Source organism: Leptospira kobayashii (assembly GCF_003114835.2).
In the GTDB taxonomy this organism is placed as follows: domain Bacteria; phylum Spirochaetota; class Leptospiria; order Leptospirales; family Leptospiraceae; genus Leptospira_A; species Leptospira_A kobayashii.
Genome location: NZ_AP025028.1, coordinates 1,694,302 through 1,720,505, shown reverse-complemented (window position 1 = coordinate 1,720,505; position 26,204 = coordinate 1,694,302). Strand labels below are relative to the sequence as shown.

19 protein-coding genes and 2 pseudogenes are annotated in these 26,204 nt (G+C 41.8%); 11 read left to right on the top strand and 10 right to left on the bottom strand.

Going from position 1 to position 26,204, the window contains the following annotated elements:
• Positions 1 to 539: 539 nt before the first annotated feature.
• Positions 540 to 707, top strand: a pseudogene (locus tag DI077_RS19855) (SBBP repeat-containing protein); the annotation flags it as partial.
• A 222-nt stretch (positions 708 to 929) separates the two neighbouring features.
• Here DI077_RS19855 and DI077_RS07515 read toward each other — a convergent pair.
• Positions 930 to 1,523 (bottom strand): Vps62-related protein, encoded by a 594-nt coding sequence (locus DI077_RS07515; RefSeq protein ID WP_109018974.1) that lies wholly within the window; start codon positions 1,521 to 1,523, stop codon positions 930 to 932.
• A 583-nt stretch (positions 1,524 to 2,106) separates the two neighbouring features.
• Between DI077_RS07515 and DI077_RS07510 the strand changes: the two genes are divergently transcribed.
• Both DI077_RS07510 and DI077_RS07505 read left to right on the top strand, forming a co-directional pair.
• On the top strand, positions 2,107 to 2,814 hold the full coding sequence (locus DI077_RS07510; RefSeq protein ID WP_109018973.1) for a FecR family protein: 708 nt from the start codon (positions 2,107 to 2,109) through the stop codon (positions 2,812 to 2,814).
• Between the two features lie 30 nt (positions 2,815 to 2,844).
• Positions 2,845 to 3,447: a hypothetical protein gene (locus tag DI077_RS07505; protein ID WP_109018972.1), complete on the top strand. Its 603-nt coding sequence runs from the start codon at positions 2,845 to 2,847 to the stop codon at positions 3,445 to 3,447.
• On the opposite strand, the gene DI077_RS07500 is transcribed toward DI077_RS07505, so the two are convergent.
• The 6 genes from DI077_RS07500 to DI077_RS07475 form a co-directional block, all read right to left on the bottom strand.
• Entirely contained in the window at positions 3,444 to 6,725 is a 3,282-nt protein-coding gene (locus tag DI077_RS07500; RefSeq protein ID WP_109019006.1) for an efflux RND transporter permease subunit, read from the bottom strand. The two genes, DI077_RS07505 and DI077_RS07500, sit on opposite strands and share 4 nt — an antisense overlap.
• 14 nt (positions 6,726 to 6,739) lie before the next feature.
• The gene (locus DI077_RS07495) at positions 6,740 to 7,840 is read right to left on the bottom strand and encodes a heavy metal-binding domain-containing protein (protein ID WP_109019005.1); all 1,101 of its coding nucleotides are present in this window, start codon (positions 7,838 to 7,840) and stop codon (positions 6,740 to 6,742) included.
• Positions 7,841 to 7,844: 4 nt separating this feature from the next.
• A complete protein-coding gene (locus DI077_RS07490; RefSeq protein WP_109018971.1) occupies positions 7,845 to 8,288 on the bottom strand; it encodes an LIC13259/LIC11441 family protein in 444 nt (147 codons plus the stop codon).
• Positions 8,289 to 8,308: 20 nt separating this feature from the next.
• Positions 8,309 to 9,676 carry a TolC family protein gene (locus tag DI077_RS07485; RefSeq protein ID WP_109018970.1) on the bottom strand — a complete coding sequence of 456 codons (1,368 nt, stop codon included), beginning with the start codon at positions 9,674 to 9,676 and terminating at the stop codon, positions 8,309 to 8,311.
• Between the two features lie 39 nt (positions 9,677 to 9,715).
• Positions 9,716 to 10,138, bottom strand: coding sequence for a hypothetical protein (locus tag DI077_RS07480; RefSeq protein ID WP_135354834.1), 423 nt, complete (start codon positions 10,136 to 10,138; stop codon positions 9,716 to 9,718).
• A gap of 103 nt (positions 10,139 to 10,241) precedes the next feature.
• A complete protein-coding gene (locus DI077_RS07475) occupies positions 10,242 to 12,155 on the bottom strand; it encodes a choice-of-anchor D domain-containing protein (RefSeq protein WP_109018968.1) in 1,914 nt (637 codons plus the stop codon).
• Positions 12,156 to 12,751: 596 nt separating this feature from the next.
• On the opposite strand from DI077_RS07475, the gene DI077_RS07470 reads away from it, so the two are divergent.
• The 6 genes and pseudogenes from DI077_RS07470 to DI077_RS07445 all read left to right on the top strand — a co-directional run bounded on the left by DI077_RS07470 (position 12,752) and on the right by DI077_RS07445 (position 16,383).
• Positions 12,752 to 13,111, top strand: a complete 360-nt coding sequence (locus tag DI077_RS07470) for an ArsR/SmtB family transcription factor (RefSeq protein WP_109018967.1) — start codon at positions 12,752 to 12,754, stop codon at positions 13,109 to 13,111.
• A gap of 38 nt (positions 13,112 to 13,149) precedes the next feature.
• Positions 13,150 to 13,641 carry an SRPBCC family protein gene (locus DI077_RS07465; protein ID WP_109018966.1) on the top strand — a complete coding sequence of 164 codons (492 nt, stop codon included), beginning with the start codon at positions 13,150 to 13,152 and terminating at the stop codon, positions 13,639 to 13,641.
• A gap of 25 nt (positions 13,642 to 13,666) precedes the next feature.
• Positions 13,667 to 14,125: pseudogene (locus tag DI077_RS07460) on the top strand (VOC family protein); the annotation flags it as partial.
• Between the two features lie 18 nt (positions 14,126 to 14,143).
• The gene (locus tag DI077_RS07455) at positions 14,144 to 14,875 is read left to right on the top strand and encodes a DNA alkylation repair protein (RefSeq protein WP_217351549.1); all 732 of its coding nucleotides are present in this window, start codon (positions 14,144 to 14,146) and stop codon (positions 14,873 to 14,875) included.
• A gap of 51 nt (positions 14,876 to 14,926) precedes the next feature.
• On the top strand, positions 14,927 to 15,829 hold the full coding sequence (locus tag DI077_RS07450) for an AraC family transcriptional regulator (protein ID WP_242935400.1): 903 nt from the start codon (positions 14,927 to 14,929) through the stop codon (positions 15,827 to 15,829).
• 71 nt (positions 15,830 to 15,900) lie between these two features.
• Entirely contained in the window at positions 15,901 to 16,383 is a 483-nt protein-coding gene (locus tag DI077_RS07445) for a GyrI-like domain-containing protein (protein ID WP_109018964.1), read from the top strand.
• A gap of 83 nt (positions 16,384 to 16,466) precedes the next feature.
• On the opposite strand, the gene creD is transcribed toward DI077_RS07445, so the two are convergent.
• The 3 genes from creD to DI077_RS07430 form a co-directional block, all read right to left on the bottom strand.
• The gene (gene creD, locus DI077_RS07440) at positions 16,467 to 17,798 is read right to left on the bottom strand and encodes a cell envelope integrity protein CreD (RefSeq protein WP_109018963.1); all 1,332 of its coding nucleotides are present in this window, start codon (positions 17,796 to 17,798) and stop codon (positions 16,467 to 16,469) included.
• A 97-nt stretch (positions 17,799 to 17,895) separates the two neighbouring features.
• Positions 17,896 to 19,335: a two-component system sensor histidine kinase CreC gene (gene creC, locus DI077_RS07435; protein WP_109018962.1), complete on the bottom strand. Its 1,440-nt coding sequence runs from the start codon at positions 19,333 to 19,335 to the stop codon at positions 17,896 to 17,898.
• A gap of 4 nt (positions 19,336 to 19,339) precedes the next feature.
• A complete protein-coding gene (locus DI077_RS07430; protein ID WP_109018961.1) occupies positions 19,340 to 20,020 on the bottom strand; it encodes a response regulator in 681 nt (226 codons plus the stop codon).
• A 106-nt stretch (positions 20,021 to 20,126) separates the two neighbouring features.
• Here DI077_RS07430 and DI077_RS07425 point away from each other — a divergent pair, with 106 nt between their 5' ends.
• Positions 20,127 to 24,197: a LamG domain-containing protein gene (locus DI077_RS07425; protein WP_109018960.1), complete on the top strand. Its 4,071-nt coding sequence runs from the start codon at positions 20,127 to 20,129 to the stop codon at positions 24,195 to 24,197.
• A gap of 15 nt (positions 24,198 to 24,212) precedes the next feature.
• The gene (locus DI077_RS07420) at positions 24,213 to 26,201 is read left to right on the top strand and encodes an adenylate/guanylate cyclase domain-containing protein (protein WP_109018959.1); all 1,989 of its coding nucleotides are present in this window, start codon (positions 24,213 to 24,215) and stop codon (positions 26,199 to 26,201) included.
• The last annotated feature ends 3 nt before the right edge of the window (positions 26,202 to 26,204 follow it).

The following is a 26,204-nucleotide window of genomic DNA, read 5'->3' as shown; positions in this document are numbered from 1 at the left end:
TGAATGTACGGAATGTGCAAACATAGTATTCACCTGACATCAAGATAGGCGGCCGTAAAAAAATAATTCATTTTAATTTCAGTTGTCATTGGTTATTTCGGTTCTGGGGAGCTCTATTAGGATATTCAAACATACCGCCCAAAGGTTAGAAGTAAATACTGGAGCGCTATTCATTCGTAGAAATCCGCAAATAAACCTTTTTTTAATTTTTTATGTTCCAGTTCATGAACTGGAACGATGCAACCATTCAATTCTACTATAATCTAACTCATAGTAAATGGAGCAGCTTAGATTACATTCAAACAAAAGTATTGCAACGCGATAAACCATTAACATAAAGATTTCTCATAAAAAAAAGTCTATTCGCCTTTTTGACCTTAGGGCTTTGTTTAGCTCTATTCTCCGGTTGCAATTCACCTTCCGATGATAAAGCAATAGGTGCTCTTATTCCTTTTTTACAGGGAAGTGGCACTTCTTCCTCAACAAATACCTCTACTCCGACGGATACCTCTACGACTACCACATGTGGAACTGCAGTATTATTAGGGGCAAGTGGTAAAACTACTTATGGGCAAGGGATCACTTCCGATAGTTCCGGCAATGTTTACATTACTGGTTACACAAATGGAAATTTAGGAGGCCAAACCTTGACAGGTAATCAGGATATATTCCTTGCAAAATACGATTCCGGCGGAACAAAAAGATAAATAATATACGGTTGATGTGCAAGTAAGTGCATCAACCCTGTAAATACCTCCATCAAACCAATATTAGATCAAAACCAAGTGAAACGTTTCTCGCGGTAACGGAGGCCAAGGATGGCCGAAGTTTTTTCGTCGCAACACGATGTTGCGCGAAAAAGAACGGGGAATGCGAAACGTTCGATTCCTTTCTCTACTTCGCTACCACATCCTCAAACATTCTTTCTCTCAAAGCACCAACAAAGCCTCTTTCAAAACATAAAAGACTCCGTTCGGCTTATCGAAATTTGACTGTGCGTAAAAAGTATTCATTTCCTTCACTCTGTAAGTATCTACGCTTTTTTTAGCACCTGAGCCGCGATCACTCCAAATTTGTGTGAGCTCATTCAACTCACCAAGCCGGCAATAGTCTCGCCGAACGCAACGTATAATATCAGTCTTCGGAGCATCATAACCTTTGGTAACGACATGACCTAACGAGCGATAACCATCCGGAGGTTTCGGCCACCAAATAGCGCCGTTATAATCTCCTCCACTATCTTTATCATTCCATACTTGTATATACTCTACCGGTTCCTTTAACAAAGGAAAATCCGGATCATCTTCTCCTTCGACTTTAACGATTTCTATGGAAGTTCTCGGTTCCGGTTTGCCATGACTGGGATAGTGGCTTACTCTTTGTACATAATCCCCTAATATGTGCCAACTGCTATCTGTCGGCACCGGTCTCCAGAATACCCCACAGTGATCTGCTCCCGATCCCCTGTCATCGTATATCCATTTGTAATTCGCTGTGTTGCTTGTTTTTAATGTTGCCGGCATCGTACATTACCTCGTGTTAAATTTATATATTATCAATATATAATTCCATTTTCATATTATAATCCGACCTATAACGGATCGGGGGCCAGCCTAGTTGCATGTAGGTAATTTATTTTGTAAAGAAAAAAAGTGAGACTAACAAAAATGACATAAACAACAAACTATTGCTTTTATAAAATTAGGATTATCCCCAACGATAACCGAATAACCTTTGCTTAGTTGTGAAAATTTATGGTTTTTTATACTTTAATATCCATTTAGCCATCCATCTTTATCCCACTTGTTATATGCCTTTTTCAAAACAAACAGGAAAACAGCGGTTAACTGGCAGATAAATGGTCCCGAGGAGGAATCTCCGCACTCATCCGCTGTTCGAAGGTTCATTCATCGGCATTGACACCTTGCCTTGTTAAGGAGTCTGCTCCTGAGAGGGAATTTTTTTTTTGGGGGGGGGGAAGTGTGGGATGGGGATAGGCTCCCAAGTCCTCAAAAATTCAAATCCACCTAATTTTTTTTCTATTCAAGAAATGGATTTAGGTCATGATTATTGTTCATAAACCGCAATTAATTTCGAAGGGAACTTATGAACAAAAAGACAACGATCCGCTGTACTTTCACATTCATTCTTGCATTTGCAATGATAAGCAACTGCGCTAAGCCGAAGAACACGACAGAAGGAATTCTTACCTTCACTTTAGGTAACATAACAATAGAAAGATCCGGAAACAAAATTTCTGCAAAAACCGGCGATCCGATCCAAAAAGGAGACACTCTCCGATCCGGCGAAAAATCAGCGGCGATCGTCGAATTCGGAGAAGAAGAAACGATCATAGAAATCCAATCAAATTCAGAATTCCAATTTGTAGACACAGGTAAGAATAAAGAATTGATATTGAATAGCGGGAGATCCTGGCTGAGGTCCGCTAAATTACAAAAAGATGCGACATTAAATCTGAAGACCCCTACTTCGGTGGCAGGAGTTCGTGGTACAACATTTTTCACTTTCGTAGTGGGCGACATGTCCTTGACCTGCCATTGCGAAGGAGAAGTTGATTTAAAAAGTCTCAAAAACAATTCGGGACGGGTCAATGACAGGGATTACCTAGCGTTCGTCAAAAATGATAAGATCATCTACATCTTTCCTGAAGATCTGAAAGCGTTAAACATACCTTATGTACATGACCATAGCGAATTGAGTTCCAGTAAACTGGGTAAACAAAACAAACTAACCCAAGAACAGTTTGCACTTGTTATGCAACTTGCTGAAAAAAAATTTGCGGAGCTGAAATAGTTTTGCAAATCAATCAGTAACGTTTAATTTATGAAGTCAACCATTGGTTTGAAACCGGTAGCCGGATCTTTCTTTTTATCAATCATATTTTCGATTTATGTTTTGAGCCATTCTCTCTATGCGCAAACGAACAAGCAGGATCAGATTGGTAATATAAGAAAAGAATATCAAAAAATAAATTCGGAACTTGGATCATACCGGGAAAGAAAAGTTACCTGGCAACCGCCAAAACCTTACGAAGGTTCCTATATGGATCATGTCAATTATACGGGATACCTCAACTCTTCCCATGACCTGATACTTCTGAAATTTTCGCGCGGTGAAGAAGGTTATTGGGCAGAGTATGAATATTATTTCAAAAACAAGGAGCTCCTTTTTATTTATATTTATAGCGGTGAACCCGACGGAAAAGAAAAACAAGAAAGGATTTATTTTTGGAATAAAAAAATAATCCAGGCTTTGATCAAAGAAAAATTCGCAGAAGAAAAGAAGACGATAAATGATCTGGAAAACAAAACGTACGATACGATCATGAATGATATAAACAAATTCGCCCGGGATTTCCTGAATGATGCGGAAACCGAGCGAAAAAAGTTTTATCAGGCACTATCCGGCTCTGAACTAAAAGGTTAAGAATTATCGCTCGAAGTTATCTTCTCCAAAGGATAATCTATAAAATCCGTTTTAGTTTTTTTCCAAAGAAGATAGATGGGAGGATAGACTAGCAGCTCCAGAATAAAACTAGTTACAAGTCCCCCAACCATCGGAGCTGCGATTCTCTTCATTACATCGGCTCCTGTGCCTTGCGACCACATAATGGGCAATAGCCCCATCATTGCCGCCATAACAGTCATTATCTTAGGTCTTACTCTATGAACTGCTCCGTGAACAATCGCTTCGATCAACTCTTCCTGATTGCGAAGTCGCCCTTTCTTTCTCGCATCTTCATAAGAAAGATCCAAATAGAGTAACATAAATACTCCTGTTTCCGCATCCAAACCCATAAGCGCAATCATACCGACCCAAACTGCAATGGAAATTTGATAATCCAATAGATAGAGCATACCGATTGCACCGATCAGTGAAAATGGAACAGCGAGTAAAACGATCAAAGTTTTTGCATAAGATTTGGTATTGAAGTAAAGTAGAAGAAAAATGATAAAAACGGTTAGAGGTAGAATGTATTTCATTCTTTCCCTGACACGAAGCATATTTTCGTACTGTCCGCTCCAAACGATCGAATAGCCGGTCGGTAATTTGATGGACGCCGCGACAATTTGTTTTGCCCGATCGACAAATCCCCCTATATCCGAAGTGGAAGGATCAACATAAACATATCCCGCCAAAAATCCGCTTTCATCCCGAATCATGGAAGGGCCTGTTTTTGTCCTTATCTCTGCAATCTCGGAAATGGGTATATGACCGAATTCTCCTGTAGGAACCAATATGGACCTGATTTTCTCAATTGAGTCTCTCAATTCTCTCGGATAACGTATGTTTACCGAAAAACGTTCCCTTCCTTCGAATGTTTGAGTTACAGGTTCTCCTCCGATGGCAGCAACTACGATCTGCTCGGCAGCTTCGATGGAAATATTATACCTAGCTAACTTCTCCCGCTTCATTTCTATATCTAAAAAGTATCCTCCCGCTGTTCTTTCGGCAAAAATACTTCTGACATCTTTATCCGTTTTTAATAAAGTTTCGATTTCAATACCGATGCGTTCGATTTCCTCCAAAGAAGTTCCTAACACTTTGATTCCGATGGGAGTCCTCATTCCCGTACTCAACATATCAATTCTTGTTTTAATCGGCATGGTCCAGGCATTGGTAGCACCGGGAAATTGCATCGACTGATTCATCTTTGCAATTAGTTCATCTTTTGTTAGGTGATCAGAAACGAAAGGTAAAAAAGGAAGTTGCAGTGCACGAGGCCAATTCGAATAAAATCTTTCCGCCTTGCTCCACTCCTCCTTGGGTTTCAAAAGAATCACAGTCTCCATCATTGAGAAAGGTGCGGAATCGGTTGCGGTATCGGAACGCCCCGCTTTTCCAAACACCCTCTTCACTTCGGGAAAAGATTTCAGTCTCTTATCCATTGCGGTCATCAATTTCTCCGCCTCGGAAACGGAAATCCCAGGCAATGTCGTAGGCATATAAAGAAAAGATTCTTCGTAAAGCTCGGGCATAAACTCCGATCCAAGATGAAAATAAACCGGTATAGTCAAAATCACCAGTGCAAATGAAGAAACAATGATCGTCTTCGGCTTATGCAAAACCAGCCGGCATACAGGCTCATAATATTTGAAAAGGACTTTGCTGACCGGATGTTTTTTCTCCGGATAATATTTTCCCACTAAAAGAGTTGTGGCTACTTTGGAAAGGAGAGCGCTCTTAAATCGGAAAGGCTCCATTCTTGTAAAAAGCATTCGAAAAGCCGGATCAAGAGTTATAGCAAGAACTGCAGCGACCGCCATTGCAATATTTTTAGAATATGCTAATGGTCGAAACAATCGTCCTTCCTGATCGACAAGTGTAAAGATAGGAAGGAATGCGACTGCAATGACAAGCAGTGAGAAAAATACCGAAGGACCTACTTCCAGTAACGCCTCCAAACGAACCGTATGATAGTCACCTACCCGGCCACCCGATTCCCACTCCTCTAATTTTTTATAGGCATTCTCCACCTCTACGATGGCACCATCCACCAAAACTCCGATGGATATCGCCATTCCGGATAAAGACATTATGTTTGCATTAATGTCCAAAAGATTCATGGGAATAAATGAAATGATGACTGAAATGGGAATCGTTAAAATCGGTATGATTGCCGATGGGAAATGCCAAAGGAAAATCAGAATTACAAACGAAACAATCAACATTTCTTCCATGAGTTTGAACTGTAAATTCGATATGGCATGATCTATGAGTTCCGATCTGTCATAAGTGGTAATCAATTCGGCTCCTTTCGGAAGGCTATTTTTGATTTCTTCAAGTTTGTTTTTGACTCTGTCAATTACGGTCAGTGCGTTTTCTCCATGCCGCATGACAATAGTTCCACCAACGACATCCCCTTCTCCGTCCAGATCCGCGACTCCTCTTCTGATATCAGGACCGAAACCAACGGAAGCGACGTTCCTTAACAAAACGGGAATTCCGTTCATATCCGTTGCGAGAGGAATATTTTCAATATCCGAAAGAGAAGTTAAATAGCCTCTCCCCCGAACCATATACTCGGCTCCCGAGAGTTCTACCAATCGTCCTCCCGTCTCTTGATTGCTTTCTCTGATTTTCTGAACAATCGTTTCAAATCCTATATTATAAGAACGTAATGCACTTGGATTCACTGTAATCTGATATTGCTTTTTAAAACCGCCGATTCCTGCAACTTCGGAAACTCCGGGAACCGAATTAAGAAGATATCTCAAATGAAAGTCCTGATAGGTTCTTAAATCCGCAAGAGAGTTATTCCCCGTTTTATCAACTAACGCATACTGGAAGACCCAACCTACCGCACTTGCATCCGGTCCTAACTCGGTTTTGACACCGGCAGGCAAAAGCGGCTGAATTCTGGATAAATACTCGATCACTCTGGATCTTGCCCAATAGATATCCGTTCCATCCTGGAAGATTACATACACATAAGAAAATCCGAAATCGGAAAATCCCCTTACCACTTTGATTTTAGGTGCACCTAATAATGATGTTACGATCGGATAAGTAACCTGATCTTCGATGATATCCGGGCTTCGATCCCAACGGGAATATATGATCACTTGTGTGTCGGAAAGATCGGGTATCGCATCCAATGAAATTGTCTTCATCGCAACGTAGGAAGCTATCAGCATCACCAGAGTTAGAAGAAGTATTAAATATTTATTATATGCGGAAAATTTTATAATAGAACGTATCATCTTTATTTCACCTTTCAATGATTGTGAGAATTGCTTCCGAAACGGATTTTTGCTTCCGAATCGATCAGGAATGTAGATTCGGACACGACCTGTTGCCCTTCTTCCAATCCGGAAAGGACCTCACTCCAAGTATCCACATTCCTGCCTATTTTTACGGTAACAGCTCGAAACGAATTCGCATTTGTCTGGACATAAACAATTTTGCGGACGCCAGTATCCAGAACGGCGGAAGTAGGAATGGTCAATAACTTCGGAAAAGAAATCTCGATCATCGCCTCTCCGAACATTTGAGGTTTCAAGATGTGCCCCGGATCGATCACCTCGCTTCGCAATCTCAAAGTTCTGCTATTCTTATCCACGATGTTATCGATACTTTTTATTTTTCCTTGAAATTCCTTATCGGGAAAAACATCGGTTTTGAAGCGGATATTGAGTCCCGGCTTTGCCATTGAAAGCTCGGTCTCATATACTTGAGAATAGATATGTGCCCGACCGGATTTACCGCCTATGATTAGTTCGGAGGGATCTCTCCTACCGGAAGTCCAAACTTGGATCTGCCCGGTTGACAATCCCAATTGTTTCAGCCGCAATTGAAGGTTCGCAATTCCAAGAGAAGAACTCGATTCGGGAAGAAGTCCGGAAGACTGAACCGCTTGTTTGTATTCCAATAGAGCATTATAAAGCTCGGGATCATAGGCAACACTCGAATACAAGCTGATCTTTTTGATAAGATTTCTTCGACTAACAAGTTCAGTTCGAATACCGATGGATTGTTGTTTTTCCGAAGAAAGATAAATTTCGGACGAATCGTCGGCATTAGATTTTCCGATCTTACCGGTATCCATCTCATGATCATCTTCCTTCATTGTTATTTCCGGAGAATGATCGGAATGTTCGGAATGATCCTCTTTTTTTACAAGATCCATATTGCAAATAGGACAAGTTCCCGGACGATCTGATGTATAGAAAGTATGCATCGGACAATAGTAGATTTCCTTTTTCTTCGCGCAGGAAAAAGTGAATAGAACTAAGAAAGCAGTCATCATAAGAAAAAGGGTTTTTCCTTTTCTTTGACTTGTAATTCTTTGCCAAATGCCGATTACACCGTTAAACATATGTTCAATCATGGAGGATTTGCCCGCAGTTCTTCATGTTGGAGAGATAGGGATTGTGAATTTCCTTTCCTTTGGCAATCCATTTCTTTTTAACCATTGGACAGTAAAAAATGGAAACTCCCGACTGATCGTGATGTCCTACGATCGGTTCGAGTTCGGAAGAAAGACGGTAAAATAATTCCCTTTTTTGTTCTTCATCCGTCACCTTACCCAGTTTTTCCGCAAAAGGAAGTGCCTGTTTGAAAGCGGATGTATCTTTTTTCCGGTCTGCTTCCTCTTTTAATAGCCCCACTAATTTCTTAGTATCTATTGTTCCGGTCTTTCCTTCGAACAATTCCGTATGAATCCTTGCGACTTCTTCTAGAACAAAAGTTTCCTTTCCCGCATGAGCGAACAAAGAACCGGACACTGCAATCGATAGAAATAAACCTGTTATTAAAACTTTCATAATGATCTCCTATATATCTGTTAATGTTTTGTGTGAACTGGTAAAGATGGCTCTTCATAGATCAGGCTTAAGAGCTTGAGAGTGTTCAAAATCATCTCTCCTTTTTTTTCTTTGATCTCTTCCAAACGGATCTTTGTATTCAAAACTTCCGTTTGTGCGATCAGTGTATCCTGATAGTTTGTTTTTCCGGGTGCATATAAAGTCGAACTGGCACGAACTGCTTTTTCCATTTCGGGCAGTAATTTTTTCTCTATAATCTGGATTTGACCGGATAACCCTTGTAAGGACTCAATGCTTCGATTCAATTCGGAAGTGATTTCGGCACGAATCTTATCTACTGAGTTTCTGCCGGCTACTGCCAGATGTTCCGTTTCTCCCGTAATAGAATCCCACTTTAACGCGGACCAAACGGGAACCCTCATATTCAACCCGAAACTGAATAGATCTCCTCTATATTCGGTTACATCCATTGGGGCAAAATCCAAAGGTCCTTTATCCAATGCGAAGGTTTGGGACCGTCGTTTCATATAGGAAAAGAAAACTTCCGTTTGAGGAGCTATCGTGTATTTGGTTAGCTTCGACTGTTCGTTCAGTCTTTTTTCTTCGGCGACTGCGATTCGGTATTCCGGTGCATTTTCAACGGACGAATTGCGAATCGAAACCAATCCTTCGATTTTCTTTTGGCTTTTCTCTAAAAACGAATCCAAATCAATCCCGTTAAGATCCGCTACGGAGACTTTATCGGGTATTTGAAAGTATTCCAATTGAGCGATCAAATCCTTATCAGCAGTGGAATATTCGGTTTCCCTTTCCAATGCTTCTGTTTTGGAAATCGATACCTTGATGACTCCCGTCAAAGGAATGTTACCGGACGAATAATATCCTTCGGCAACCGCTCCTTGTGCATTCAGCAGTTTAACGACTTCCGCATTGAATTGTTTTTTCCGTTCCAAACGTTTGAATCGGTTCAGTTTGATCAAAAGATCTCCTAACATCCGATTTACGCCTGCCTGATAGGATAACCCCGCTTCCCCTTCCATGATTTTAGAAATCTGTTTTTCCGTTCCCAACTTTCCCGGATACGGAAATTCCTGTGATACGGAAAGTTCGACTCCCGTCATAGTGGGAGTATCCAAGGATCTATCATTCAATGAATATCCGTTCCGAGTCGGATAGTTACGATAAGCGAAACCGATTTTCGGATCGGGAAGAATGCCTGATGCTTCGGAATGCGATTTATGTGCATGTGTAAGCCCGGCCAGCGATTTGGATTCCGGATGATCCTTTGCCAGTATCTCCAGAATTTCACTCAATCCACTACTCTCACCAAACAAAGGTAAGGATATGGATATACATATAAAAGTATAAAATGCGTGTAAACGTCTCATAAAATTCTCCTTAAAAATAGGGAAAGAACGAGTCGTTTTTTAAATCAGGAAAACTTGGAGTATACTGAGGTGGTGAGAATGGAAAAAAGGCGGTTTCGCTTTTAAATCGGCAATGGAAAGCCGGGAAAAAACCAAAAAATCATTAGAATGAAAATCGAATGAGAATAAAGGGATCGGCTCTAACTGAGGTTTGACGACTACACTGTCTTTGAAAAAAGTATCAACCGATACAACGGAGACATCATTTTCCTCACAGCAATTGTTTTCGGAACCGGCTTGATTTTTGTCATTTTCGGAAGATGGGTGGCAGGGAGAAAGATCCGAGTCTATCGTCTGCTTTTCCACGGAAGCCATCCCCATCGGACAGATCCCTGTAACATTGGAAAAAGAGGCACAGGTTACCAACACTAGGAATCCAAGTGTTGTCGTTACGACTGTAGCCTTTTTCCACGAGAGGAACATCTTAATTAATTAGACTCACATTTTTTGAAAATGTCAAGAAAGAAAGACATACTCAGATATTGGAACTATATCAAAATGGAAAAAACATTAGAAAAATAAAGATTTAAGGAGAATAAATCTCCGCGCTGGATAAAGTAATATTATCTTTTCTTCCGCCAACGATCAGAACTCTTCCGTCACCCAATCGAGTCATTGTATGATAATCTCTCCCGGAGCTCAGTTTCCCTGCAAAGGTAAAAAGTCCCGTATTCGGATCATACAATTCTGCGTTAGATAGGAAAATATCGGAACTATTACCTCCCGCAACAAAAACCTTTCCATTATTCAAAAGAACCATTTTGTATCTTTGAACAGTCGGCCGATTAATACTGCCTGAGAGGGAAAAGGTTTCCGAATTGGGATCATACAATTCGACTTTAGACAATGGATTGTTATCAAAGGGACTAATTGTTCCACCGATCAACACTTTTCCATCATTCAATAATAATGCGCTATAATCACTTCCTGAAGCATAAATACTTCTTCCGGAAGAAGCGAATGTTCCCGTAACGGGATCATATAGCTCAGTATCCTTCGCCCAGGAATTACTTCCAGGACCACCACTGCCTACAGCGATCAAAACCTTTCCGTTATTGAGTAACGTAGCAGTATGGTCGTGTTTCCTGGAAATCATATTGCCAGTCAACGTGAACACTCCCGTATTTGGATCGTACAACTCAGCGCTGGTGACAACAGTGGCACCTCCAGGGTTACTGATTCCACCGGCGACCAAAACCTTTCCATCATTCAGTAAGGTAGCGGTATGGCCGAATCTTCTTCCTACATTTAAGCTGCCGGTAGTAGTAAATGTTTCCGTATTCGGATCATATAATTCCGCAGCTACATAAGTACCGCTATGCTGGTTACCACCGACAATGAGAACTTTTCCATTCCCGAGTAATGTGGCAGTGTGATATGTTCTCACTTCGGTCAAACTGCCCGTAGTTGAAAATGTGCCTGTATTCGGATCATATAATTCCGCACTGGACAGATAGCCAACGTTGCTGCTATAACCTCCTGCAATCAAAACCTTTCCATTGTTCAGTAAAGTTGCAGTATGAATATCTCTAGGTACGTTCATACTTCCTGTAACATGGAAAGATCCTATGGGGCAAAACCCATGTAGTTTTAAAATTAAATCGGGTAAATAGCTATCATTGGAAGAAATAGTGAGTTCCGCATGCTTAGAACTACCGGGAGAAAGAGTTGGTCGGAATGTGGCGGTGAATGTGGTGCTTTCTCCCGAATTTAATGTCAGTCGGGAAGGAAGAGTCATACTGAATTCGGATTGATCCGCACCAGTTAACGTAAGCGAGGAGATACTTAATACCGAATCGGAAGCTCCCGTATTGGAAATCGTAAACGTTGTCGTTTTCGTTGTATTTAAATTGGTTTGTGCAAAGGTGTAATTGTTATAAAGATTCTGAATTGAAAATTGGTTCCCGCCTTCTTTTAAAGTGAGAGTAGGAACTCCCGGAGCCGAATGGTGGGCCCTGATATATACGGCGAAATCCGAAGTATTGGAATCATTCGGAATTCTGATTTCGACTTCTTTGTATCCGAAGCTAGTAGGAGTAAAAGTAATCGTAAATGTTTCAAAACTATCGGGAGTAATTACACTCAAAGCCGGTTGTGCAATGGAAAATTCATTTGAATTGATCCCACTCAAAACAAGGTTAGGAGTAGAAGTTAGAGTTAAATCACCAGTTCCTATGTTCTTTAGGGAAAATGTAGCAGTAGCAGATGTCTCCGTAGTCCGAACTATCGGGAAGTTAAGCAACGCTCCTTTCAAATAAGTCGTAGTGGCATCCTTAACGATGATTTCCCCGCCCAACCCGCTGGAGCCCATCATCATAAGATTCGTCAACAAACCGTTAGATGTTCCCTTCAGGTCACTCAGTTGATTTGTTAGCTGGTTGCAGGAAAGAAAAAAAACAAGAAAAAGACAACCCTTTGTAAATTTGACGCTTTTAAACATAATTTCACCTCCTGAGAGATCCGACCGGATTCAATATCTTCCGAAGAAAAAGTCGGTCAAGTGGAAATTTATTGCAAAATAAAATAAAAACAACTAATAAACGTTATTCTTTTTAATTCATGAACTTGTATGAACAACCAAATATCATACTTTCCTTGCAGTGACACGAAAAAATGTATCGGAATCCAAGCAAGGGTGAGAGGATGCGAATCCGGGAGAGCAGCAGTAAGGCGTAGTTATACGCAATCACCAAAAATTTGACTTAAAACAAATAATAACTATTGACAACAGTATCGCAACACGTTATCATTTATATGTGATTCTAGGCTTTGCCGATAAAAGGACTGAAAAAGTTTGGAAAGGTGAGTTTTCTAAAGATCTACCTACTGAAGTTCAGCTGAGCCTCGTAAAAACTACTCTATCAAACATAATGCATAATATATTGTACATACCCCTCTTCCTCGCAACGACCGCGATCAACTGACGCTCATCATCGAACTAGTCCTCTCAGCTCACAAAAATCCAAATCTCAACAATGCTCGAATCAAAAAAGTGCTGGACTAAAACCAAAATATAACCATTTGGTTATATAACTAATGAATCATACAATTACACCTTCTGATCGCTTGGATGCGACATTTGCGGCACTTTCCGACCCTACCAGACGAGCGATTCTAGTTCGTTTGGCAAAGGGAGAGGCATCCGTAATGGATTTGGCCAAACCTTTTTCCATGAGCCAGCCCGCGATTTCCAAACATCTGAGAGTTCTAGAGAAAGCCGGTTTAGTATCCCGAGGACGAAGCGCTCAAAGAAGACCCCGTCACATCGTAGCCAAACCTTTGGCGGAAGCAAGCGACTGGCTGGAAAACTATCGCAAAATCTGGGAAGATAACTTCCAGCAACTGGATCTGCTTCTGGAAGAGCTGAAATCCAAAAGTCCGGGCAAAGAAATTTAAAGACTTAAGATGATAAAAAGACCGCTAGGAGAAACAAAATGATGAATTCGGGAAAGTTGGAAATTACAACACCGTCAGACAGGGAGATGGTGATGACCAGAGCTTTTAACGCACCGAGAACGCTCGTATTCGAATGTTATACGAAACCGGAATTATTGAAGCGCTGGATGACAGGGCCTGAGGGCTGGAGCTTCGTGGTTTGCGAGGTGGACCTGAAGGTGGGAGGAAAGTTCCGTTTCGTATGGCGAAATGTCAGGGGAACCGATATGGGAATGGGAGGAGTTTATAGAGAGATCGCCGTTCCGGAACGGCTCGTCAATACGGAGTTATTCGACGAAGACTGGACGGGAGGAGAAACTCTAACCACTTTGATACTCACAGAACAATCGGGAAAAACGTTTTTGAAAAGCACGACCATCTACTCTTCCAAAGAAGCCAGAGACGGAGCACTCGGAACCAATATGGAACAAGGTATGAACGCAAGTTTTGACAAATTGGAAATCCTGCTGGAAAACCTCGAAAAAAACTAAATTAACAAAGAATAAATTCAAGGATAAGAATATGCAAAAGATTACACCATTTTTATGGTTTGACGGTAAAGTTGAGGAAGCTATCAATTTTTACACTTCCGTTTTTAAAAATTCTAGGATAACAAATGTTTCTCGCCACGGAGCATCCGTTATGTCTGCTACATTCGAACTGGAAGGACAAAAGTTCCTCGCATTGAACGGAGGTCCTCAGTTCAAATTTACGGAAGCAGTTTCATTTTTCGTAAACTGCGAAGACCAGGAAGAAATAGACGAATTCTGGGAAAAGTTATCGGAAGGCGGATCCAAACAAAGATGCGGTTGGTTGAAAGACCGATTCGGTTTATCCTGGCAGATCATTCCTCCGATTTTAGGAGAATTGTTGCAAGACAAAGACCCTGCAAAATCGCAAAGAGTTTTGCAAGCTATGCTCCAAATGGACAAGATAGATATCAAAGCCCTCAAAGCAGCTTCAGAACAAAACTAACAAAACAAAGGATTTGCGATGAAAACCTCCACCTCTATAAAAGCGATTACTGCAGAACAGTTTGTTAAAAATCTGAAAAACCACAAATCGCAGAAAGAACTGGAAAAAATCCTTCGTTATTTCAAATCGGGGGAAGGCGACTATGGAGAGGGAGATGTGTTTTTAGGAGTGCGCATGGGGCAAGTTTTCGCACTTGCCAAAGAGTCGATAGAAATGCTCCCGAATGAGATAGAGAAACTTTTGGAAAACGAGTTTCATGAAGTAAGAGCCGGAGCATTGAGCATTATGGACAAACAGGCTCGTTCCAAAAAAACGGAGGAAAGCCGAAGAAAAGAACTATTCGAACTTTATATAAGAAGAACGGACAGAATCAATAACTGGGATTTGGTTGATGTTTCCGCACCATATGTTGTCGGTGGATACTTATTCGATAAATCAAGGGCTATTTTATACAAATTGGCTCGTTCCAAAAACATCTGGGAACGGAGGACTTCCATTGTTAGCACCAGTTATTTTATAAGACAAGGTGATCTGGAAGATACCTTTAAAATCGCGGAAATGTTACTGGGAGACAAACAGGACTTAATCCATAAGGCCACAGGAGGCTGGTTACGCGAAGCAGGCAAAAAAGATAAAAAAAGACTTGTTCGTTTTTTGAACCGGCATTCAAAAATCATGCCAAGAACTATGCTTCGTTATTCGATCGAACATTTCGATAAAAAAGAAAGAGAAATTTTTTTAGAAAAATAAAAACTCTGTGATGATACAAAATGAATCACCGATGTTTCAGCCGGTCGATTCTTGCTAGATGAGATAGACCGGTTTTATGAAACTTGTCTGGTGCAATACTACGATAAGATCCAGTCTGCAATCGAATTCATCGAAAGGAATTTAACAAATAAGATCTCCGTCCAGGATGTATCGGACCATGCTTTCAGTTCCCTTTGGCATTTCCAAAGGATTTTCCGGTATATGACAGGGTACTCAGTACATTCTTATACTAGAATGCGACGCCTTTCCGAAGCGGGGAACGAACTTCTTCTCTCCAAAGATAAAATCATAGATATCGCCTTAAAATACCAATACGAGTCTCCCGAAACTTTCCTACGGGAATTTAAAAAAAATTACGGAATCACTCCTTCCCAATACAGAAAATCCAGAGAACATCGTATATTCGAAAGAATAGATATTCATCAGGATGAGTATAAAAATGTTTTCGACGGAACGGGAATAGAGCACAAACCTATGATTAGAAATCAAATCGTATTTATAGGTAAAAAATTCAAAACAACCATGCAAAGAAACAAAAGCACGATTGATATTCCGAAAATCTGGGCTTCTTCCTTCGCCGAAAATATCTTTGAAAAGATCCCGAACAAACTAACACAAAATACAGTACAGGGAGTTTACAGCAATTGGGACATCGACGAAAATTTCGATTTTTTAGTCGGCTGTGAAGTAAAGGAAGATTCCCCTCTTCCCGAAGGATACGTCCGCCATATCACTCCCGCAGCAAAGTATATGGTTTTTACCATACCCGGAAATACTTCTGAAAAACTCATTCACGGCTGGAAATACATATACGGGACTTGGATGCCAAATAGTAAATACGAACGTGGGTTTTGTGATGATTTCGACGTATTCGATGAAAGATTTCAAGATCCGAAAAATCCAGTCTCCGATATTTATATCTCTGTCCGCTAAAAAAGCACAAAAGGTCAAGAATCCTGTCCGGCAGTCTGGTATGCTTTTCCGAAAGAACTAAGGAAAACTAAATGTCAAATCACCCAAAAGAAAATATCGGCGAAAAACAAATCACAGGAATCTCAGCGATTACTAAAAACGCGGACGAAATGAACGGAAAAGGCAAAATTCCTGAACTCTGGCAGAGATTTTTCACAGAAGGGATTTTGGAAAAAATACCTTCTAAAAAAGATCCCCATCATATCATCGTAGTCTACACCGACTTCGAATCCGATGAAACCGGAAATTATAGAATTCTAATCGGAGCGGAAACGGAAAAAACAAATGAAATACCTTCCGGTATGACGAAGACAATGATCCCTAGCGGAAGTTATACGAAACATACTACGGAAACGGGATCGTTTGCCACGATAGGAATTAACGCTTGGCAAAAAATTTGGGCGGATGGGGAACTGAAAAAACAAAGAAATTACAAGGCTGATTTTGAAGTGTATGATGAGCGCTCCGCGAATCCGGAATCGGCACAGTTTGATATCTATGTAGGTGTGAAATAGAAACAGGTTTTAACGGAAAAATCTTCGGGAGCCGACACCTCGGTCCCGAAGATTACAATGGGCTTTGTGGAAAAGAAAAACGATTAGGTCAATCTCTCCTTTCCGAACGAATACCAATCCACCTTTCTTGTAAAGTGCATTACGATCGCTAACAGAACGAATACCGCAATCGAACCCAAAAGAAGCGCCTGATCTTCCGAAGACAATACGATATAAAGAAAAGAATAAAGGCATAGATAGAAAAAGCCGGACAGAATTCCTTTCTTTTTATTTTTCAATACGGACGCCGCATAATACCCGATCAGCGATGATACGGCAAGAGATGCCAAGGAATAGGATAAGGCAAATCCCAAATGTTCCGAAAGAGAAAGATTCAAAATATAAAACACCACCATACAGGAACCGATCAGCAGATATTGGATGGGATGAAGAATGATCCCCCCGAAAACTTCCAGTAAAAAGAACAAGGTAAAACTGGTTACAAGTATGAGGAGTGCGTATTTTACAGATCTTTCCATTTTCTGGTAATGATCCGCAGGGATGATGAGTTTCACTCCATTCGCCGAGGCAAGGATCAATTCGGCCGTATTTACATCCATTGAACGGATGATTTGCGGATAGTTCCTTCCGAAGTAGGAAGATTCCCAAACAGCATTAAACCCGGATTCGGTGATGGTTCTGTCTTTGGGAAGAAGGTTTCCTTCGAAAGAAGGATCGTTCCAATCGGAAGAAATTTGTACTGTATTTTCCTTTCCTATGGGAGCAATGGAAAAAGATTCGGAACCCTTTAAGGAAATATGCATTTGAAATTTGGCACTACCTTCTCTTTCCGTCAGATTCAAATCGGTATGAAAACCGCTTGGAAAATAAGGGCTTTCCGTCCCCGGTTGCAGATTTTTTTCTTTGCCCGACCAAACGAATCTGATTTCTTTTCCCAAACCCTTTCCATCCGTTACGGATGTGACAAGCCTAACATCACTCCAATAGATATAACTTGTTTCCGAAGGGAAATCGGTTTCTACTGGGAGTTTGAATTTTCCCTCCACTTGAATTTCTCCGTTGTACAGAACGGCTTGGTAAATACTTCTTTTTCGAATCTCGGACTTTAAGTCCCCCGTGATACGAATTTCTTCGGGCAAAAAATATGTGTAATGGGTTTCATAATCCCACTCCGTCTTTTTCGAACCATCACTCGAAGATTTGGGAATTCTAACATTATAAGGAATCACAAGGAATGGACCCGCAATCACCTGATTTCCTCCCCATTTGGAACTGATCTCCGTGACGGCTTCTTCGGAAGATCTGTGCCTGTCTTCGATCAAACTCCCCACAAGTCCGAGAGGAATCAAAAAACCTATTGCCATGAGCCCAAGTATCACCAAACGTAAGTTCACCGAATTTTGTATCTTAATCATAATCTTTCTCCTGATAGAACCAGGATAGGAGATGATGATGGGTTACTTATGGGGGAAATGTGAGGATTGTGTGAGGATGGAATTTTTATAGATTTTTTTATGAAAACCGGATCGAGGCGGAAACCCCCTTTCCTTCTCTATTTCCGATCGAAAGTTTTGAGTTATGAAGTAATGCCACCTGCTTGACAAAAGCAAGTCCGAGACCCGAACTTTTTTTCCCTGAGTCTGGCCTCGGAAGGGAATAAAATCTGTCGTAGATTTTGGAAAGAGCGTAATCGGGAATTCCCATTCCTTCATCCAACACTTCCAAAGTAAAATCCCCTTCTTTTTCCTTTTTCAAACGGATTTGAATCTGAGATCCCGGAGGGGAAAAATCCAAAGCATTCTGGATTAGGTTTTGAACGGATAGAGATAAAAGGAAACGATTTCCCCGGATCGTAATAGTTTCAGTTTCAAAATGAGTTCGAATCGAAACGGATTTTCTTTCCGCCTCAGGTAAAAAACTCGGAATCAACTCTTCAACTAACTGATACAAGTTGATATTTTCATCGGTATTGATTTCTTTGTTTGCTTCCAAAGAAGATAGATCCAAAAGTCTCTCGATCAGATTTTGAATCCTTTTTCCTTCCGAATGGATATTCAAAATCAGACTTTCCCTTTTTTCCTTATTTGTTTCAAGTAACTCCGCTGAGGCGAGAATGGAAGAAAGGGGGCTTTTTATTTCGTGGGTAAGAGTTTGCACGTAATTTTCGATATATTCCTTCCCTTCCAGGGAACGAACCAATTCATCCATTTCTATTCCCAGTTCGCGGATCTCTTTCAGATTGATCTTCGGAAAATTCACTTTTTTTCCCGAACGAAGTGCACTTACGTAGCCGGATAGTTTACGGATGGGAGAAAAAAGCAAATAAGCGAGAATTACGAATAATACAGCGATCAAAACCGCTACAACCAAACTGATCTGCCAGAATTTCTTACGAGCGGTTTCAATGAAAGGAACCACGCTGCTTTTGGGTTTTACGATCGTGATCACTCCCAAAATTTCCTTTTCCATTTGAATAGGTGCGGCGACGAAAAGAGCTCCTTCTCCGTTCGGATCCAGTAATTTGCTCGATCTAACTCCGTATTTATTCTGTAAGGTGAGAAATACATCGTTGTATTTGGAATAATCCAATCCTTTTCTATACCCTTCCGAATCGAATACAACGATTCCTTTTTCATCTGTAACATAGATTTGCAAATCCACATTTGTTTTGGTAAGGCTGTAAATCTTTGCGGTGAACTTACGTCCTTTGGCATTTAAAAAAAGAGGAGAAAGGATTCTGTTCGCAGAATCTGAGATTTTTGCTTTTGGGGAATGTATCAGAAGGGATTTATAATCTTCTTCCAATGCTGCGGAAAAGAGATGTGCCGTATCGTTTAACGACTCTTCCACGGTTTCCATATAACGCGGACGAATCGACTCTTCGGTTTTATTGATTAAATAATAAAACCCAAGTCCCAGGATAAAAAAAAAGCGATTACAATTCGAATCCAGAGATTCATAGATTTTCCTTTAAGCCGTAACCCTGTCCCCTTCTGGTTTCAATCGGATCCAGGTCGGATCGAATTTCTTTCAAGCGGGAACGGATGTTTTTGATCACTGTATCTACTGCCCGGTCGAAACTATCTTCCGGCTCCGTCCAAACCATGTCCATGATTTCTTCTCTGGTAAATATCCTACCCGGATGATTCAAAAACAAAACCAAGGTTTTGTATTCATAGGGAGAAAGAGGAAGGGATTTATCCGAATAATAGATGATCTTTTTTTTCTCATCCGACCGAAACAAAGAATCTTCGGATTTTTTATCTTTCGGAAGGGATCTTCTTAAAACCGCTCGAATCCTGGATGTCAATTCTCTAGGGCTAAAAGGTTTCACAACATAATCATCAGCACCTAACTCAAGACCTACGACCTTGTCTATCTCGGCATTTCTTGCGGTGAGTAGAATCACGGGAATTTCCAGATCCAAACGGTTCCGAATCTCCTTCAAAACCTCAAATCCTGTTTGATCCGGCAGACCGACGTCCAAAAGAATCAAATCCGGGTTCTGATTTAAGAGAGATATCCCTTCTCTGCCCGTCATGGAAGAAAGGCAAAAAAAGCCTTCCGCCTCCAGAGCGATCCGAATGGTTTCTAAAATCCCCGGTTCGTCTTCTATGATGAGAATGGTTTTTGACATCGGCTCTTTGGGAAAGCTCCCGGAAGAGCGAAAAAGAGCAAGGAAATCCCCAGATTTTCTGATTGCCCCAGCCCCTCTACGGGAATTTACTAAAAAATAGCCCGCTATGAAGAAGACATACCTTCTCGTTTTTCTAGCTTTTTGCGCACAAATCGGATGTGCTTCCCCATTTGACTGGTCTGCAGCAAAGGATTTTGATTTTCTGGTTTCCCTTTTCGGATTCGGAAAATCCAAAACGTATGCGCTCGGAGGGAATGTTTCCGGGCTTACAAATCTTACCGGGCTGAAATTGCAAAATGCAGATGAGATTCTATCCATTGATGCAAATGGTACTTTCCAATTCAAAAAACAGTTCAAAGAAGGAGAGAGTTATCAAGTAACTGTGAACTCTTATCCTGTAGGTTCGAACGGCGGCCAAACTTGTATCATTGCAGGAGACGTAGGCACATTCGGAGCTGCGGACGCAATGACCGTTTCCGTGACTTGTGCTGATGCAGCTCTCATTGAAGTCAGTGTCACCGGGCTTTCAGGATCAGGGCTTAGTTTTTTGAATAATGGGGGCAATTCTCTTTCCGTAAGCGGAAATGGAACCGCTGCATTCTCCGTACCACTATCTAATGGAGCGGGTTATAATGTGACTGTGGGAAACCAACCGGTAAATGTCTGGCAAACTTGCGTTGCAACCGGTGCAAATTCGGGTACGGTAGCTCCACCGCTTCCGAATAAAATCACGATCAACTTTCAATGCACAACTAACACTTATAACGTGAGAGCCTATGTAACCGGGCTTGCCACACCTTACACAGGTACTGTGGATGTAAGGGAAAGCGCAAATGCGATCGTGGATATCACTGCAATCAATACTTCCGCAGCTGCTTCTGCCAGTGCGGCTTCCATACTTACAACTCTATCCAGCGGATCCGCATATACTGTCACCGTCTCTGCAAGCCCTACGGTTCATACATGCACTCCCGTCGGAGGAACAGGCACTGTAGGAGGAGGAGATGTAATCGTTCAAATCAATTGTTCTCCTTTCAATTATACTCTCAGCGGAACGATCACAGGACTACTGGGAAGCGGTTTTACTTTGACTGCGGGAGGATTGACTCAAAATATCCCTGCGGGAAGCACCAGTTACGCGTTCAGCCTGCCGCATGGAACGAGTTATACGGTGACACCCTCCGTCCAACCCTCAGGACCCAGCGTTTGGCAGACATGTGTGATCAGTTCCGCAACAGGTACGATCAATGCGGCCAATGTAAGCGGAGTGAATATTACCTGTACGGCAAATACTTATAATGTAAATGTACAAATATCCGGTTATGATCCGACGGATTCAGGCAACTTGGTTTTAGGATTGAATTCGGCCACCCCTGCTCTCACAATCCCTCCAGCCAATTCAGGGTTAGTTCAATCGGTTGGCACTGTTGCAAGCGGTAGCAATTACAATATCTATGTAATCAGTAATCCAAGCGTGACTGCACCTCCTACCGGTCCATCAAAGTATTGTACGGCGGTTGCAGGTTCGGGAACGATTACCAACGGATCCGTCACCGTCACAATCAATTGCATCAATTCACCTAGTGTAATTGTAACGGTCCAAGGATATGCATCCGGTTTTACGATTACGGAAACAGTCCAAAACAATTCCCGAACGATTGCAGGAAACGGAACTTATTCTTTTCCGGTTCCTGCAGGTGGGAATTACAATTTAACCATTCCTACTCTTCCTACAAACCAAGCTTGCGTTTATACTTCCGGTTCCGCCTCCGCATCGATCGCAAATATCGAAGTGGCGGCAACTCTTTCCTGTACTCCGGTTGTTTCCTTTACAAGTCCCGGCGAATCGGCAACGAACACGGGATCACCGACAACAATCAGCATAAATTTCAACAAAAATATTGCAAGCGGACTCACCTTCAACGGAGGAACCAAGATCTGTCAGGGAAATTTTCAAGTGTCCATGAATGATTTTGTAAGTTGTGTCCCCATAACCACGGCAACAAACAGTGTTTTGGCGACAAGAGTGGATCTGGATGTATCCGGCACGACCTTATGGTATGGAACAGCTTATAAAATCAAAGTATTGAACGCAGTAACCGACACTAGCGGACAATCCATGTCATACTCCACGTCAAGTTATCTTTCTTCCGCAGGTTTCAATACGGGTGGCCTTCTTCGCAGATATGATTTTGCATCCGGTTCCTTAAGCGATTCCGGCAGCCAGGCAACTAACCTGACCAATTCGGGAGGAGCGAGTTTCGTAACCGGTTCGGATGCGGATGCAAGCGGGGCCCCCAGACTCGATGGAACGGGCCAATATCTGACGGGGGCAGATACGGGGCTTCCTGCGGGTGCAACGGCAAGAACGTTATGTTCCTGGATCAGTTTAAACAAACAACCCACCTCCGTTACCGACATTTACCCGATCATCAGTTACGGAACACAAAGTAACGGACAAGGCACGGAACTTGTTTATACACATAACGGAAGCAATACGATACTTTCCTTAACAACATTCGGTACGCCTGCCCTCAGTCAATCCATTGCACTACCTCTCAATACCTGGATTCATCTTTGTTCCCGTTTTTCAGGAACAACAGGGGAAATTTTCGTAAACGGAAGTTCCGTCTCATCAGGAACTATCGCAATCGCAAATACGACATTAGGCGGTGAATTAAGAATCGGCAGAAGGATAGGAACAAACGATTATTTCCCCGGAAAAATCGACGGAGTGAGAATCTACAACGCCTCTCTCGGCAATATTCAAATCGGATATCTTTCCATACAAATTCCAACGGGGCTTCGTGCAAGGTACAATCTGAACGCATCCGGCACGGACACAAGCGGATTTGATTTCGATGTCCAAGGATTCGGGACTACTGTTGCCGCTTCGGATCGTTTCGGAAACGCTAACAGCGCCGACCGGTTTACTAGCGGAGGACATTATTATAACCAGACCAGTACGACTTTACCGACAACTCAGACATCTACGGTGACGCTCTCCGCATGGATCAAACCGACTACGATTAACGCAGAGAATGTGATATTAAACAACGGAAATTCCAGTATAACAGGGTATACTATCTATTTAGGATCTTCGGGGGAAGTCTGCGGAATCTTAGGTGGAGTCCAATTGGCCTGCAGTACTCAAAAAGTTTCGAAAAACGTATGGACTCACGTTGCTTTAAGAGGAAACAACGGAGATTGGGATATTTTCTGGAATGGTATCAAAGTCAAAGACATTGACTCACCTACTCCTTCCGTGACTCCGAATGCTCCGACGACAGCCAACAGTTATATTTCCATCGGGAACCATCCGAATCCGATCGGTTCAGGACCTTTCACAGGAGAGATAGATGATGCCCGTATTTATGAAGTAGCTCTCTCCGATGCACAAATCCAACATCTCTCGGGATTCCACCCTTTCCAAACTTCGGGAGCTCTGGATCTTGCGACTAACACAAACCACAGGCTTTCCTTACACCTGCAAGCTGGCACACTGGGAGGAGACTCAGGCCTCCCCGGAGGATCTTTCAATAGTACGATCTGGAACGATTCAGGCCCGAGAAGTGCCAATACATCCGCTTCTGTGGGAACATTGAATTATTTGTTATCCGGAATCGGAGGACAACCTTCCGTACAATTTGCAACCGGCTCTTATTTCACTAGCAATGGAAACAATCTGACAGCCGGAACGGACGCAAGTATCTATTATATATTCCAAACGGCAAACACAAACGCCACAAGTGAAATTGCCAACTTTCATCCTAGTGCGGGAACTTGCACTGGGGGTCAGGAACTCTTTTACGATACTTCCAATCAGTTCTTTTTTGCAAGCTGCGGAATAGTTTCCATCTTGAGTTCCGGATTTTCCACTAGCACGAATTATATCGGTGAGGCTTATGTGATTTCGAATTCTTCCGTCTCCAGCTTTTACGCCCAAACGGGATTTTTTACTACAGGGCTTACTGCTATAGGCGCTTTTACCGTACCTCAGTATTATACGATTGGGTACAATCAAAATGGCGGTTCCCCTGCATACTTTAATAACGGGCAGATCGCCGAGATCCTCTACTTCAATGTATCTCTTAGTCTTGCGGACCGAAATAAAGTCCGTTGTTATTTATCTACAAAATATAAAATACCGTTATCAGCTTCGATCAATTGCGATTAAAGGAAATATTATCCCATGTCAGAAAATCAATTCAAACCCTCCGCTTGGACCATTCGATTAAAATTGATTTCAATGATTTCCATCATTATCATATTCGGACTCTCTTCCATGATTTTTCTGGCTTCAGGGTTTTTCAAAGACGATTCGGAAAGAAGAATCCAGGAAAACAACCTTCAGCTAGCAAGCATTATAGGACAGAAAGTGGAGAATGAATTTTATTCTATTGCTTATAAAATCCACAATATGGCTACGATCCTGGAACAGTCCTTAAGCAGACCGCAAACGGGAGTATTTGTGGATTTGTTTTTTAAAAACAATCAGGATTTTATCTATATGGCGATTGCGGATATAGAAGGCGAAAACATTAAGATCAAAAATAAAATCTATAATGAAAAATACCTGAACGAAAACAATATCACTCTGGAAACCATCGAAATTGTCAATTCCTCCTTTGCTAAAGAATTTATACGGGCGGGATCGGGTGCCACAGTCGTACAAAATGTAAGCTCCGGTTTTTTAAGTCCCATCCTGGGCATCAGCATTCCTTTCCAAACGAATAAGGGAAATTCACTTGTGCTTGTTTATGTGGATGCGATCGAATTTATGAAAGCATTTCAAACGGCAGGTATTACTACTACATTCCTAATCAACGAAAAAGGAGACCTCTTAGCTCACCCCGATCGGGAAATGGTGCTCGCTTCCAAAAACCTGATCGATTCTCCGATCGTAAAAAGCCTGATGGAAAGCAAACTGGACAACGGACAGAACAAATACACGGACAAAGATAATATCTCCTATCTGGGTTCTTTTAAAAAGATGGGACTTGCCGGACTCGGGATCATATCCACTGCAAAGGAAAGCGACGCATTCGAACAAGTTTACATCATCCAAAGAAGAAATATTTACATACTGCTTATCATTCTCAATCTTTCCGTCATAATAGTATTCTTTTTTTCCAAAACAATCAGCTCACCTATCATACGCTTGGTGAGTGCCACAAAACAAATCGAAAGCGGAAATTTCCATGTGGAGATCAAACCGGCGACAAGGGATGAAGTGGGAATTCTTACCAGCTCATTCACAGGAATGGCGCACGGATTGGAAGAAAGGGAAAAAGTGAAATCGATTTTAGGATCAATGATTGATCCGACGGTTGTTCAGGAAGCGATGATTGATATGGCCGCTTTGAAACGGGGAAGTGAAAAAAACATAACCGCATTCTTTTCCGATGTGGCCGGATTTTCCACGATCAGCGAACAATTAAAATCCGAAGATCTGGCGGCACTGCTCAATGAATATCTTTCCGCAATGACCATCATCCTCAAGGAAAATGACGGGGTTTTGGACAAATACATCGGGGATGCAATCGTAGGAATCTGGAATGCTCCAGTGGATGTATCGAATCATCCTAGTAAGGCGGCGAAAGCTTCCATTGAAATGGTTCGTAAACTTGCCGATCTCAGGGAATATTGGACCAAAAACAATTTATACACTTCAGAAGCCCGCGAAATGGATGCGAGGATAGGACTCAATACAGGACCGGCTAAGGTCGGTTTTATGGGAACGGATGCACTCGCCTCTTATACCATGATGGGTGATACGGTCAACCTGGCAGCCAGATTGGAAGCTGCGGGAAAAGATTATGGCGTCAATATACTTATCAGTGAAACGACAAAGACCCATATCCAGGACGAATTTTTCACGAGAGAATTGGATCTCGTTCGTGTGAAAGGAAAAAACGAACCTGTAAAACTATACGAATTGATCGCCTTCCAAAATGACGTCAAAGATTCCATTGCGGAAAGTGCGAAAGAATACGAAGCGGGATTCAAACTCTATCTCAAAAAGGATTTTGCCAAAGCAATCACCAAACTGAATAAAGCGATCAAAGCCAAAGGAAAAAAAGACAAAGCCGCGCTCATGCTGATCGAAAGATGCGAAGAGTATATGGCAAATCCTCCCGAAAAAGGTTGGGATGGGGTTTTTACAAGAACTCATAAATAATAC